We start from the raw sequence: 13,686 nt of genomic DNA, 5'->3' as shown, positions 1-13,686 counted from the left end.
CCCGTCCTGAGCGCCTTCGAGCACCAAAACGGGCCTGCTGCGCATTTTCGCGCACCAAAAACGATCACGCCTCTATCGGGCGCTTCACCTGAATCACGATGAACGGCGAAACCACCACCGCCCAGATCTCTGGATCGCGGCTTTGCAGGTCCTGGGCCTGCTCGGCCGTCACCGGTCCGACAGTGCTATCACTACGCCACTTGGCGAAGATCTCGCTGCGATTCTCGGCCATCGCCTCGGCAACGGCGATCAGGTCGAGGCTTGGGTCGACCCAAATCAGGTCACCCTTGGCCCAGAAACGCTCCAGCGCTTTCCACTCGATGATTGCCGTCTCGCCAAGCAATTTGGCATAGAGGGTGCTTGTTTGATCAGTCATGGGTGGTATCCGCAAACGTCGGCCAATAAAAAGGCCGGCATTTTTGCAGAAAAACCCGGTTTCAAATATGTAATTTGGTCGATTGATCCCGAACTTGTGGGGCGGGGTCGCAGATGCAGGCAGTTTGATGGCGCCTTTCTGTATCTTTGTGTCGATCAAGCGACAACCCAGGAAGCAGGCCCTTTTCGACCGCTTTTCAAGCGCTCGAACAGCGCTCTACACTGCACCGGTACAGTTCCGGGACATGTTCCGGGGGAAGGTGGGCTTGCGCGTTGGCATGGCCACGCCGCAAATCCCGCCCGGTCTGTAGCCCTGGCCGCCAGGACTATAAGAATTACAACAGAATGAGTGGAGCACTATGATCAAGATTTCCAAGCTGTTCGCCGCAATGGTTCTGGCCGGGGTAGCCAGCCATTCGTTTGCCGCCGATACCATCAAGATCGGGATTGCAGGCCCCAAGACCGGCCCAGTGACCCAGTACGGTGACATGCAGTTCATCGGCGCCAAGCAAGCCATCAAGGATATCAACGCCGCGGGCGGCGTGGATGGCAAGATGCTCGAAGCCAAGGAATACGACGACGCCTGCGACCCTAAACAGGCCGTGGCAGTCGCCAACAAAGTGGTCAACGACGGCGTCAAGTTCGTCATCGGCCACCTGTGCTCCAGCTCCACCCAGCCTGCGTCCGACATCTACGAAGACGAAGGTGTGATCATGATCACCCCGGCCGCCACCTCGCCGGAAATCACCGCCCGTGGCTACAAGCTGATCTTCCGCACCATCGGCCTGGACAGCGCCCAGGGCCCGGCCGCCGGCAACTACATCGCCGACCACGTCAAGCCGAAGGTGGTCGCTGTCCTGCACGACAAGCAGCAGTACGGTGAAGGCATCGCCACCGCGGTCAAGCAGACCCTGGAAGGCAAAGGCACCAAGGTTGCCGTGTTCGAAGGCCTGAACGCCGGTGACAAGGACTTCTCCTCGATCATCCAGAAACTCAAGCAGAACAACGTCGACTTCGTCTACTACGGCGGCTACCACCCAGAGCTGGGCCTGATCCTGCGCCAGGCTCAGGAAAAAGGCCTGAAAGCCAAGTTCATGGGCCCGGAAGGCGTGGGCAACGACTCCATCTCGCAGATCGCCCAGAACGCCTCCGAAGGCCTGCTGGTGACCCTGCCGAAGTCGTTCGACGCCGACCCTGCGAACAAGAAGATCGTCGACGCCATCAAGGCTGACGGCAAGGACCCAAGCGGCCCGTTCGTGTTCCCGGCCTACTCGGCTGTCGAGCTGATCGCCCAAGGTATCAAGGTTGCGGGCTCCGACGACGCCGAGAAAGTGGCTGCCGCCATCCATGCCGGCAAGTTCAAGACCCCGACCGGCGAGCTGTCGTTCGACGACAAAGGCGACCTGAAAGACTTCAAGTTCGTGGTCTACGAATGGCACTTCGGCAAGCCGAAGACCGAAGTCTCCCCTCAGTAACTGCGTGACTAATAGCTGACCTACGAGCCCACTGTGCGAGCAGTGGGCTTTGTTTTATGAGGTTCATGGGCCTGATCCCCGCGATCCGGGGGCGGGCTCACCTGAAAATCTTAAAACCGTCACCCGCGGTTTCCTGGCCTTACCCCCCGCCAGCGAAATGCAAATCAGGTTTTTAGGAGCGCTGTAATGCCTGAGATCTACCATTTCTTCCAACAACTGGTTAATGGATTGACCATCGGCAGCACCTATGCCTTGATCGCCATCGGCTACACGATGGTGTACGGCATCATAGGCATGATCAACTTCGCCCACGGCGAGGTGTACATGATCGGTTCCTACGTGGCCTTCATCGCCCTGGCGGGCCTGGCCATGATGGGTATCCATTCGCTGCCGATCCTGATGACCGTCGCCTTCGTCGCGACGATCTTCGTCACCAGTGCCTATGGCTACAGTATCGAACGGGTTGCCTACCGCCCCCTGCGCAACAGCAACCGTCTGATCCCGCTGATTTCCGCCATCGGCATGTCGATCTTTCTGCAGAACACCGTCTTGCTGTCGCAAGACTCCAAGGACAAGTCCATCCCCAACCTGATCCCCGGGAGCTTCTCCTTCGGACCGGGCGGTGCTGAAGAAGTACTGATCAGCTACATGCAGATCCTGGTGTTCGTGGTCACCCTGGTGGCCATGACCTGCCTCACCCTGTTCATCTCCCGTTCCCGCCTGGGCCGCGCCTGCCGCGCCTGCGCAGAGGACATCAAGATGGCCAACCTGCTGGGCATCAACACCAACAACATCATCGCCCTCACCTTCGTCATCGGTGCCGCTTTGGCGGCGGTGGCGGCCGTGCTGCTGAGCATGCAGTACGGGGTGATCAACCCCAACGCCGGTTTCCTGGTGGGCCTGAAGGCCTTCACCGCGGCGGTGCTGGGTGGCATCGGCAGCATCCCGGGCGCCATGCTCGGCGGGCTGGTGCTGGGCGTGGCCGAAGCGTTCGGTGCCGATATCTTCGGCGACCAGTACAAGGACGTGGTGGCATTCGGCTTGTTGGTTCTTGTCCTGCTATTCCGGCCGACCGGCATCCTGGGCCGCCCGGAGGTTGAAAAAGTATGAACAGAAATCTCAAACAGGCGTTCTTCAGCGCCTTGCTGGTATGGGCCGTGGCCTTCCCGGTACTGGGCCTGAAACTGAGCATCGACGGCATCAGCCTGGCTGTGCACAGCCAGGGTTCGTTCAACCTCGGCATCATTGCCCTGTGCTCGGTGCTGATGTTCCTGCGCGTGCTGTTCGACAAGCAGTGGAGCTCGGTGATGGGCCGCCGTTCGGATCGCAAGCTGATCCCGCCGGCCGTCAGCAACTACCTGACCCTGCCGAAGACCCAGCGCTACGTGATCATGGGCCTGATCGTCGCGGCACTGGTGTGGCCGTTCTTCGGCTCGCGCGGTGCGGTCGACATTGCCACGCTGATCCTGATCTACGTGTTGCTGGGCCTGGGCCTGAACATCGTGGTCGGCCTGGCGGGCCTGCTCGACCTCGGTTATGTCGGCTTCTACGCCGTCGGTGCCTACAGCTACGCCATGCTCTCGCACTACCTGGGCTGGAGCTTCTGGGTATGCCTGCCGATCGCCGGCCTGATGGCCGCCACCTTCGGCTTCCTGCTCGGCTTCCCGGTGCTGCGCCTGCGCGGTGACTATCTGGCGATCGTGACCCTCGGCTTCGGCGAGATCATCCGCCTGTTCCTGCGTAACCTCACCGACTGGACCGGCGGCCCCAACGGCATCAGCAACATTCCCAAGCCGGAGCTGTTCGGCCTGACCTTCGAACGCCGTGCCGCCGAGGGCATGCAGACCTTCCATGAGTTCTTCGGGCTGGAATACAACTCGATCAACAAGGTCATCTTCCTCTACCTGGTGGCCCTGCTGCTGGCCCTGCTGGCGCTGTTCGTGATCAACCGCCTGCTGCGCATGCCGATCGGCCGCGCCTGGGAAGCCCTGCGCGAAGACGAGATCGCCTGCCGCGCACTGGGCCTGAACCCGACCGTGATCAAGCTCTCGGCGTTCACCCTGGGTGCCTGCTTCGCCGGTTTTGCCGGCAGCTTCTTCGCTGCGCGCCAAGGCCTGGTGACGCCGGAGTCGTTCACCTTCATCGAGTCGGCGATCATCCTCGCCATCGTCGTGCTTGGCGGCATGGGCTCACAACTGGGCGTGATTCTCGCGGCCATCGTGATGATCCTGCTGCCCGAGCTGATGCGTGAGTTCAGCGAATACCGGATGCTGATGTTCGGTGCGCTGATGGTGTTGATGATGATCTGGCGTCCGCAAGGCCTGCTGCCTATGCAACGTCCACACATGGAGCTGCGTCGATGAGCCGCGAAATTCTGCAAGTCAGCGGCCTGAGCATGCGCTTCGGCGGCTTGTTGGCGGTCAACGGCGTGGCCCTGACCGTCAAGGAAAAACAGGTGGTGGCACTGATCGGCCCGAACGGTGCCGGCAAGACCACCGTGTTCAACTGCCTGACCGGCTTCTACAAGCCCAGCGGCGGCACCATCCTGCTCGATGGCCAGCCGATCCAGGGCCTGGCCGGCCACCAGATCGCCCGCAAGGGCGTGGTGCGGACCTTCCAGAACGTGCGCCTGTTCAAGGAAATGACCGCGCTGGAAAACCTGCTGATCGCCCAGCACCGCCACCTCAATACCAACTTCTTCGCCGGCCTGTTCAAGACCCCGAACTTCCGCCGCAGCGAGAAGGAGGCCATGGAACGCGCGCAGTACTGGCTGGAGAAGGTCAACCTGACCGAGTTCGCCAACCGTACCGCCGGCACCCTCGCCTACGGCCAGCAGCGCCGCCTGGAAATCGCCCGCTGCATGATGACCCAGCCGCGCATCATCATGCTCGACGAACCGGCAGCGGGCCTGAACCCGAAGGAGACCGAAGACCTCAAGGCGCTGATCGCCTACCTGCGTGAGTCGCACAACGTCACCGTGCTGCTGATCGAGCACGACATGAAGCTGGTGATGAGCATTTCCGACCATATCGTGGTGATCAACCAGGGCACCCCCCTGGCCCACGGCACGCCGGAAGAGATCCGCGACAACCCTGACGTGATCAAAGCCTACCTGGGGGAAGCGTAAATGCTGAAGTTCGAGAACGTTTCCACCTTCTACGGCAAGATCCAGGCGCTGCACAGCGTCAACGTGGAGATCAACCAGGGCGAGATCGTTACCCTGATCGGCGCCAACGGTGCCGGCAAGTCGACCTTGCTGATGACCCTGTGCGGCTCACCGCAGGCGCACAGCGGTAGCATCAAGTACCTGGGTGAAGAACTGGTCGGCCAGCCGTCTTCGCACATCATGCGCAAGAGCATCGCGGTGGTACCGGAAGGCCGCCGCGTGTTCTCCCGCCTGACCGTCGAGGAAAACCTGGCGATGGGTGGCTTTTTCACCGACAAGGGCGATTACCAGGAGCAGCTGGACAAGGTGCTGCAGCTGTTCCCGCGCCTGAAGGAGCGTTATATCCAGCGTGGTGGCACCATGTCCGGTGGCGAGCAGCAGATGCTCGCCATTGGCCGGGCGCTGATGAGCAAACCCAAGCTGCTGCTGCTCGACGAGCCCTCGCTGGGGCTGGCGCCGATCATCATCCAGCAGATCTTCGACATCATTGAACAGCTGCGTCGTGATGGCGTGACGGTGTTCCTGGTGGAGCAGAACGCCAACCAGGCCCTGAAGGTCGCTGACCGGGCCTATGTGCTGGAGAACGGCCGAGTGGTGATGCATGGGACAGGTGAAGCGCTGCTGACCGACCCGAAGGTGCGCGACGCGTATCTGGGGGGTTGATCGGGAAAAGGGCCTTCGGGCCCTTTTTTCTGTCTGCAAAGAATGTATTGCCTGTGCCGGCCTCTTCGCGGGTGAACCCGCTCCCACAGGGATAGCACCAGACGTAAGTGCGGCGCCGCACCTGTGGGAGCGGGTTCACCCGCGAAGAGGCCGGTACAGGCAACCATTAACTTGTGATCCGCCGCCAGCCTGAGTAACGTGGCCAGCTCTTTGGAAGATCCCGGATCCCGCCCCATGCGCCTCACTCCCACCCTGCTGTTCACTGCTCTGCTGCCCCTGTTCGCCGGCTGCCAGCTCATGGCTGACGCCCCCAACGACCCGAACATCGGCACCACGCGCATGCAGGGCGAGCTGCGTGCCGCCGGTGGCCAGCTGCTGTTCAAGCCGTGTAGCGAAAACCGCACTTTCGTGATCAACGACGTCGCCGCCACCGGCATCCTGCAGGAAGCCGCCAACCTCGCCAAGGACGCCAACGACAAGCTGTTCGCCGACGTCCGCGGCCGCCTCACCGGCAGCAGGCAGGCCAACAGCGACGGCCAGCTGGAAGTACGCCGCCTGTACCGCCTGGAACCTTCCACCCGCGCTTGCGAAGACCCCAACTTCAAGCAGCTGACCCTGCGCGCCAACGGCCACGAGCCGGACTGGGACATCAAGGCCAGCGGCAAGGGCATGGTGCTCAACCGCGTCGGCCAGCCCCCCCTGCCCCTGCCCTTCCTGGAAGAAGAAGTGCCCGGCGGCGGCCTGACCCTGACCAGCGAAGCCAACGGCCAGCACGTGGAGCTGTGGGTCGCGCCACAACGCTGCGTAGACGCCGCCACCGGTGCCATCCACCACCTGCGCGCCGAACTGCGCATCGACGGCAAGACCCTGCAGGGCTGCGGTTACTACGGCGGCGCGCGCGACAACTGATCGCCGGGCGCTTTTATCCTGCCAGTCGGGGCGGCGAACAGCTTATACTTGGCGGTTTGTGTAAAGCCGCCGGCCGCCCATGGCCGGGATACTGGACCCTGCCATGCTACGAATCACCGAACTGAAGCTGCCCCTGGACCATCCCGACGAAGCCCTGCGTGAAGCCATCGTCCAGCGCCTGGGCATCCGCGACGAGCAACTGCTCAGCTTCAACCTGTTCAAGCGCAGCTACGATGCGCGCAAGAAGAACAGCGAACTGCTGTTCATCTACACCATCGACCTGGAAGCCAGCAACGAAGCCGAGCTGCTCAGCAAGTTCGCCGACGATCGCAACATCGGCCCGGCGCCAGACGTAACCTACAAGTTCGTCGGCCAGGCCCCGGCCGATCTGCAGGAGCGCCCGATCGTGGTCGGCTTCGGCCCGTGCGGCATCTTCGCCGGCCTGTTGCTGGCGCAGATGGGCTTCAAGCCGATCATCCTCGAGCGCGGCAAGGAAGTACGCCAGCGCACCAAGGATACCTGGGGCCTGTGGCGCAAGAGCGTGCTCAACCCCGAGTCCAACGTGCAGTTCGGCGAAGGCGGCGCCGGCACCTTCTCCGACGGCAAGCTGTACAGCCAGATCAAGGACCCGCAGCACCACGGCCGCAAAGTGCTGGAAGAGTTCGTCAAGGCCGGTGCGCCGGACGAGATCCTGTACATCAACAAGCCGCACATCGGTACCTTCCGCCTCACCGGCATGGTCGAGCAGATGCGTCAGGACATGATCGCCCTCGGTGCCGAAGTGCGCTTCCAGCAGAAGGTCACCGACCTGCTGATCGAAGATGGCCAGCTGACCGGCGTGGTGCTGGAGAGCGGCGAACAGCTGCACTCGCGCCATGTGGTGCTGGCCCTGGGCCACAGCGCCCGCGACACCTTCCGCATGCTGCACGCCAAGGGCGTATACATGGAAGCCAAGCCGTTCTCGGTGGGCTTCCGTATCGAGCACCCACAAACACTGATCGACAAGGCGCGCCTGGGCAAGTATGCCGGCCACCCGAAACTAGGTGCCGCCGACTACAAGCTGGTGTACCACGCCAAGAACGGCCGTTCGGTGTACAGCTTCTGCATGTGCCCGGGCGGCACCGTGGTCGCCGCCACCAGCGAGCCGGGCCGGGTGGTTACCAACGGCATGAGCCAGTACTCGCGTAACGAGCGCAACGCCAACTCCGGCATCGTCGTCGGCATCGACCCCGAGCGCGATTACCCGGGCGGCCCGCTGGCCGGCATCGAACTGCAGGAACGCCTGGAAGCCCACGCCTACGTGATGGGCGGCAGCAACTACCAGGCCCCGGCGCAACTGGTCGGTGACTTCGTCGCCGGCCGGCCGTCGACTGCACTGGGCAGTGTCGAGCCATCCTACAAACCGGGCGTTACCCTGGGCGACCTGGCGCCGAGCCTGCCGGACTTCGCCATCGAGGCCATCCGCGAAGCGCTGCCGGCGTTCGACCGGCAGATCAAGGGCTACAACCTGCATGATGCGGTGTTGACCGGGATCGAGACACGCACCTCATCGCCGCTGCGCATTACCCGCGGTGAGGACTTCCAGAGCCTGAACCTGAAGGGGCTGTTCCCAGCGGGTGAAGGGGCCGGCTATGCGGGCGGGATCCTCTCGGCCGGTGTCGATGGGATTCGCATTGCCGAGGCAGTGGCGCGGGATATGCTCGGCCTCTGATTCCTTGTCGCCTGCCAGGGCCTCTTCGCGGGTAAACCCGCTCCCACAAGGTACTGCACAGGATTTGAAAACTGTGCAGTACCTTGTGGGAGCGGGTTTACCCGCGAAAGGGCCCTGGCAGGCATCAGAAAAATCCATAACCAACATCAGACTTCCCCTCCCCCACCCTTCCGCCTCTTTATCTAGGCTTCCCTCAGCCCAGCCAGCAACAACATATAACAAAAACGAATATGGTTTTTGTTTTAATGCATATCACCACAGGCTAGGGTGTAAACCCGCTCCAATCGTAAACTGCTCATGGAGAGCCCATAGCCCGTGCGTAGCCTGTTAACCCGTTTCATCCAACTCGAAGCCGCCAGCGGCCTGCTACTGATTGCTGCGGCCATCCTGGCCCTGGTCATCAACAATTCACCGCTGTCCTACCTGTACAGCGGCCTGCTCGACGTCCCCGTCGCCGTCCAGGTCGGCGCACTGCACATCGCCAAGCCGTTGCTGCTGTGGATCAACGACGGCCTGATGGCCCTGTTCTTCCTGCTCATCGGCCTGGAGGTCAAGCGCGAGGTGGTCAACGGCCACCTGTCCAAGCCCTCACAGGTGATCCTGCCTGCCACCGCCGCAGTGGGCGGCATGGTGATACCGGCACTGATCTACTGGTTCATCAACCGTGACAACCCGGCGGCCGTGGCCGGCTGGGCGATCCCCACCGCCACCGACATCGCCTTCGCCCTCGGTGTACTGGCCCTGCTGGGCAAGCGCGTGCCGGTGTCGCTGAAGCTGTTCCTGATGACCCTGGCGATCATCGACGACCTGGGTGCGATCATCGTCATTGCCCTGTTCTACTCGGGCACCCTGTCGAGCGTGTCACTGCTGCTGGCCGCCACCTGCCTGGTCGTGCTGGTGGCCATGAACCGGCTTGGTGTGGTCAAGCTTGGGCCGTACATGGTCGTTGGTCTGATCCTGTGGGTCTGCGTGCTCAAGAGCGGCGTGCATGCCACCCTGGCCGGCGTTGCCCTGGCCCTGTGCATCCCGCTGCGCACGCGCTATGCCGAACGCTCGCCATCGCTCGCCCTGGAACACGCCCTGCATCCGTGGGTCGCCTACGCCATCCTGCCGCTGTTCGCTTTCGCCAATGCCGGTGTATCGCTGGCAGGCATGACCATAGAAAGCTTCACCCACCCGGTGCCACTGGGCATCGCCGTCGGGCTGCTGCTGGGCAAGACCGTGGGTGTCTTCGGCCTGACCTGGGTCGCGGTAAAACTGCGCCTGGCCACACTGCCTGTCGGCGCCAATTGGGGTCAATTGCTCGGTGTGGCGATACTCTGCGGTATCGGCTTCACCATGAGTCTGTTCGTTGGCTCACTCGCCTTTGTGCCTGGCAGCAGTGATTACGCCGGGATGGATCGCATGGGTATTCTCACCGGTTCGTTCTTCGCCGCCGTGATCGGCTATGCGATAACCGCCATGGCCAGCCGCAAGCCCAGCGTGGGCTGACTTGGCTACCGCATGAAAAAACCCCGACTGGCGAGCGCCATGTCGGGGTTTTGTTTTATTGCGCTACGGTCAGTGCGTGACGCGGCTGGTACCGTCGACAGTCATGATGCGCACGCGGTCGCCAACGCGGAAGATCTCGTTCTCCTGCACAGCCTGCACATAGGCACGCATGCTGCCATCGTCCTCACGCACGGTGATTTCGACACCCTGGGTACGGGTCAGGCCTTCTTCGGCGGCGGAACCGGCCAGGCCACCGGCAACGGCACCGATCACGGCGGCGACGATGCTGCCACGGCCCCCCCCCACGGCGCTGCCGGCCACGCCACCGACGATGGCGCCAGCACCACCACCGATCGGGGTCTTGGTCCCCTCGATCTTGACCGGGCGCAGGGATTCGATGGTGCCCATACGCACGGTTTGCACACGGCGGGCCTCATCACGGGAGTAGCTGTCACCGGTCAGGCTTGAGGCACAGCCACCCAGCAACAGCGACATGGTGGTAAAGGTGGCCACCAGCAAAGCGGATTTACGCATGGGTAAGGTCTCCATAAGTCAGGTGTTCATTAGACGCTGCACGTTGACGGCTGTCACGGCACAAACGTAATAAAATTGTTTTCATTCAGCCGAGGTACAGCCTGCGTAGCTGTATCGAGGCATTTTCAAGTGAGACCAAGGATAGCCATGGATTACTTCATCGTCGTGGTCACCACCGTCGCGGGGCTGTATTTTCACTGGTGGCTGTATGTGCGCATGCGCCGCTGGATGGACCGTGACCTGGCGTTGTCGCTGGCTGGGTCGGACGCTGGAAAACGTGCGTACATGCTGCAAAGGCTGCAGCAGGCACGGGTGGAGAAGGTGGGGCGCAAGCAGTTGGCGGGGTGGTTGGAGCGGGAGGCGGCGGGGTATCCGGGGTAAACCTGGAGATTGCAGGGGCCGCTTTGCGGCCCCAGAACCTCAGGGCGCCAACCGCTCCCGCAGCCATTGCCCATCCACCAGCCGGTAGTTCAGTCGGTCATGCAGGCGGCTAGCCCGCCCCTGCCAGAACTCGATGCGCTCGGGCAGCAAACGATACCCACCCCAATGCTCCGGGCAATGCGGCTGAGTGTCGGAGAACCGCGCCTCGGTGGCCTTGACCAGCCCCTCCAACTCCTCACGACCGGCAATCACCTGGCTCTGCGGCGAAGCCCAGGCCCCCAGGCGGCTGCCCAGCGGGCGCACCTGGTAGTAGGCGTCCGACTCCTGGGCCGTGACCTTTTCCACCCGCCCTTCGATGCGTACCTGACGCTCCAGCGCTGGCCAGAAGAAAGTCATGGCGGCGAAGGGGTTAACCAGCAGTTGCTGGCCCTTGGCACTGTCGTAGTTGGTGAAGAAGGTGAAACCACGCTCATCGAGCCCCTTCAGCAGCAAGATGCGGCAGTGAGGGCGACCTTCACCATCGACAGTGGCCAGGGTCATGGCGTTGGCTTCCACCGGTACCTGCTCGGTTTTCACCGCATCGGCGAACCACTGGTGGAACAGGGCGAACGGCTCCCCCGGGGCCTGGGCTTCAGCCAGGCCATCACGGGTGTAGTCGCGGCGCATATCGGCCAGAGATTGGGTCATTGCTGCGTTCCTTGACGATCAGTTGGTCTTCGCAGGGCTGTTGGCAGCTACTTTCTTGTCAGCGGTAGCTTTCTTGGCGACGGGCTTGGCCGGCGCGGCCTTTTTCTTGGCCGTGGTCTTGGCGGGCGACTTGGCCTTGGCTTTGGTTACAGGCTTCTTCGCTGCGGCCTTGGCGGCCGGCTTGCTGTCAGCTGCCTTGGCGGCAGGTGCCTTGGCATCCTGCACCGCCACCATCGGGGCCGGTGCCGGGGCAGCTTGTTGGTACTTGGCCAGCAGGGCAACCATGGTGTTCTGCGGGGTCAGCAGCATTTCCACGCGGCGGTTCAGGGCGCGGCCCTCGGCGCTGTCATTGGCGGCGCGCGGCATTACCGAGCCCATGCCCTTGAGGGTCAGGCGGTCACGCTGCAGGCCGCTGAGGCGGAAAATGGCCGACACCGAAGCGGCGCGCTCCAGGCTGAGCTTCTGGTTGGCAGCCGCGACACCGCTGCTGTCGGCATGGCCAAGCACCAGCACGGCGGTCTTGGCATCGCCTTCGACAGTCTTGGCCACACGAGTGATCGGGCCCAGGGTCATCGGCAGCAGCATGTTCGGGCGGTCAGGGTTGTACGAGCTGTCCACCGGGATGGTTACGGCCAACACGTTGTCGCGGCGCTCCAGCTCCAGCTTGCTGCCCTTGATCGCCTCACGCAGCTTGGGCTCGTACTCGTCCAGCCAGGCCTGGGTGGCCTTCTGGTCGATCTTCGGTACCACCGGCCCCTTGGCCTGCTTCTCTTCGCCGCCGAACGGCCACCACCAACGGCTGGCGTTCTCGGACTTGGCGTCGGCCTTGGCCACGTTTTCAGTGACGGCTTGCTTCACTTCCTGCTCGGCAACCTTGTCCGAACCGAAGGGCCACCAGCTCGAGGCGCTGTCCTTCGAGCCGTCCTGGGGGTGACTGGCGCAGCCGGTAACGGCGGTCAGGCACAGGGCGAGTGCTAAGGTTTTGTGTGAAGACATCAGCGATACACCATGAAATAGAAAGAAATTTTGCCAACGCCCTTCAGGCGCTGGCATTGAGGATAGTCAAAGGGGTGGGGCAACACCCGCATTACCCGATCAAAGGCAGCTGGCAAGGGCACGTACCAACTTCTGGGCTCGCGGGTCCATGAGCACATAAGGGCCAAGGGTATTGACCACGAAACCGAAGGCCACATCGTACTCCGGGTCGGCGAAACCTACCGAACCACCGGCACCGGGGTGGCCAAAGGCGCGGGCACCGAGGCCGAAGGTGGCGTTGGCTACGTCGGGCTGGTCGAGCATGCAGCCCAGGCCAAAACGGGTCTGGGTGAGCAAGGTGCGGTCCTGGCCGAGGCTATGCTCACGGGTCAGTTCGTCGAGCAGTTCGGATTCGAGCAGGCTGCCGTCCAGCAATCCGGCATAGAAACCCGCCAGGCTGCGCGCATTGCCATGGCCATTGGCCGCGGGCTGCTGCATGCGCCGCCATTCCGGCTTGTTGGTGCTGGTCAGGATCGCCGGCGGATTGGTGAAGGCACGGGTCGACAGGGCCTCGGGTTCGCGCATGGTCACCTGCAGCAAGCGCTGCGCCGCAGCGTCCCCGGTGTTGCCCTTGCCACGGGCGATATGCGCCACGCGATGGAACTCATCGTCCGCCAGGCCGACATGAAAATCCAGCCCCAGCGGCCTCGCGGTACGGGCGACGATCGAGTCGCCGGGGCCACGGCCATCGGCACGGCGGATCAGCTCGCCGATCAGCCAGCCGTAGGTAATGGCGGCATAGCCGTGCTCGGTGCCGGGTGTCCACCAGGGCGTTTCGGCAGCCAGCGCATCGACCATGGCCTGCCAGTCATACAGCGCCTCGGCCGGCAGCAGCTCACGGATGGCCGGCAAGCCGGCACGGTGACTGAGCAACTGGCGCAGGGTGATCGCCTGTTTGCCGGCCTGGGCGAACTCGGGCCAGTAGTTGGCCACCGGCGCATCGAGGGCCAGCTTGCCCTCGCCGACCAGTTGCAGGGCGGTCACGGCAGTGAAGGTCTTGGTGCAGGAGAACAGGTTGGCGATGGTGTCGCTGTGCCAGGCCTGCTGGCCGTCCTTGTCGGCACTGCCGGCCCACAGGTCGACCACGGTTTCGCCACCGACCTGGATGCACAGCGCGGCGCCACGCTCCTGCGGATCATCGAACAGCGCGACAAAGGCTTCGCGCACTGCTTCGAACTTCAGCTCATAGTGACCCTGGATCTGCACCCGCTGTTCTCCGTACGACCATTTCCGAAAATGGCGTGCATTGTTTCAGTAGT

The 13,686-nt window shown here is 62.9% G+C and carries 14 protein-coding genes; 9 read left to right on the top strand and 5 right to left on the bottom strand.

Going from position 1 to position 13,686, the window contains the following annotated elements; genetic code table 11:
- Positions 1 to 64: 64 nt before the first annotated feature.
- Positions 65 to 376, bottom strand: coding sequence for a DUF2288 domain-containing protein (locus FQ664_RS06415; protein ID WP_144170922.1), 312 nt, complete (start codon positions 374 to 376; stop codon positions 65 to 67).
- A gap of 358 nt (positions 377 to 734) precedes the next feature.
- Between FQ664_RS06415 and FQ664_RS06405 the strand changes: the two genes are divergently transcribed.
- The 8 genes from FQ664_RS06405 (at position 735) to nhaA (ending at position 9,790) form a co-directional block, all read left to right on the top strand.
- Positions 735 to 1,850 (top strand): branched-chain amino acid ABC transporter substrate-binding protein, encoded by a 1,116-nt coding sequence (locus FQ664_RS06405; RefSeq protein ID WP_144170920.1) that lies wholly within the window; start codon positions 735 to 737, stop codon positions 1,848 to 1,850.
- A 186-nt stretch (positions 1,851 to 2,036) separates the two neighbouring features.
- Positions 2,037 to 2,960 (top strand): high-affinity branched-chain amino acid ABC transporter permease LivH, encoded by a 924-nt coding sequence (livH, locus tag FQ664_RS06400; protein ID WP_025340356.1) that lies wholly within the window; start codon positions 2,037 to 2,039, stop codon positions 2,958 to 2,960.
- Positions 2,957 to 4,213 (top strand): high-affinity branched-chain amino acid ABC transporter permease LivM, encoded by a 1,257-nt coding sequence (locus FQ664_RS06395; protein WP_144170918.1) that lies wholly within the window; start codon positions 2,957 to 2,959, stop codon positions 4,211 to 4,213. The genes livH and FQ664_RS06395 overlap by 4 nt, the downstream gene beginning before the upstream one ends.
- Positions 4,210 to 4,977, top strand: a complete 768-nt coding sequence (gene livG, locus FQ664_RS06390; protein ID WP_008097486.1) for a high-affinity branched-chain amino acid ABC transporter ATP-binding protein LivG — start codon at positions 4,210 to 4,212, stop codon at positions 4,975 to 4,977. The genes FQ664_RS06395 and livG overlap by 4 nt, the downstream gene beginning before the upstream one ends.
- Positions 4,978 to 5,679 (top strand): ABC transporter ATP-binding protein, encoded by a 702-nt coding sequence (locus tag FQ664_RS06385; RefSeq protein WP_144170916.1) that lies wholly within the window; start codon positions 4,978 to 4,980, stop codon positions 5,677 to 5,679.
- 234 nt (positions 5,680 to 5,913) lie between these two features.
- Complete coding sequence (locus tag FQ664_RS06380) at positions 5,914 to 6,588, top strand: COG3650 family protein (protein WP_144170914.1); 675 nt, start codon at positions 5,914 to 5,916, stop codon at positions 6,586 to 6,588.
- Positions 6,589 to 6,691: 103 nt separating this feature from the next.
- Positions 6,692 to 8,299 (top strand): NAD(P)/FAD-dependent oxidoreductase, encoded by a 1,608-nt coding sequence (locus tag FQ664_RS06375; RefSeq protein ID WP_046614721.1) that lies wholly within the window; start codon positions 6,692 to 6,694, stop codon positions 8,297 to 8,299.
- 315 nt (positions 8,300 to 8,614) lie between these two features.
- The gene (nhaA, locus tag FQ664_RS06370; RefSeq protein WP_144170912.1) at positions 8,615 to 9,790 is read left to right on the top strand and encodes a Na+/H+ antiporter NhaA; all 1,176 of its coding nucleotides are present in this window, start codon (positions 8,615 to 8,617) and stop codon (positions 9,788 to 9,790) included.
- A 69-nt stretch (positions 9,791 to 9,859) separates the two neighbouring features.
- Here the strand turns inward: nhaA and FQ664_RS06365 are convergent, their stop codons facing one another.
- Positions 9,860 to 10,324, bottom strand: coding sequence for an outer membrane lipoprotein (locus FQ664_RS06365; protein WP_144170910.1), 465 nt, complete (start codon positions 10,322 to 10,324; stop codon positions 9,860 to 9,862).
- A 147-nt stretch (positions 10,325 to 10,471) separates the two neighbouring features.
- On the opposite strand from FQ664_RS06365, the gene FQ664_RS06360 reads away from it, so the two are divergent.
- Positions 10,472 to 10,705, top strand: coding sequence for a hypothetical protein (locus tag FQ664_RS06360; RefSeq protein WP_144170908.1), 234 nt, complete (start codon positions 10,472 to 10,474; stop codon positions 10,703 to 10,705).
- Positions 10,706 to 10,744: 39 nt separating this feature from the next.
- On the opposite strand, the gene pdxH is transcribed toward FQ664_RS06360, so the two are convergent.
- From pdxH to FQ664_RS06345, 3 genes are all read right to left on the bottom strand, one after another.
- On the bottom strand, positions 10,745 to 11,392 hold the full coding sequence (gene pdxH / locus FQ664_RS06355; protein ID WP_144170906.1) for a pyridoxamine 5'-phosphate oxidase: 648 nt from the start codon (positions 11,390 to 11,392) through the stop codon (positions 10,745 to 10,747).
- 18 nt (positions 11,393 to 11,410) lie between these two features.
- Entirely contained in the window at positions 11,411 to 12,388 is a 978-nt protein-coding gene (locus tag FQ664_RS06350) for an OmpA family protein (protein WP_144170905.1), read from the bottom strand.
- Between the two features lie 99 nt (positions 12,389 to 12,487).
- Entirely contained in the window at positions 12,488 to 13,633 is a 1,146-nt protein-coding gene (locus tag FQ664_RS06345; RefSeq protein WP_144170903.1) for a serine hydrolase domain-containing protein, read from the bottom strand.
- Between the last annotated feature and the right edge of the window lie 53 nt (positions 13,634 to 13,686).

The organism is Pseudomonas persica (assembly GCF_900291015.1).
Classification (GTDB): Bacteria; Pseudomonadota; Gammaproteobacteria; order Pseudomonadales; family Pseudomonadaceae; genus Aquipseudomonas.
The sequence above is the reverse complement of the archived record's forward strand: the minus strand, read 5'-3'. Positions and strand labels throughout refer to the sequence as shown.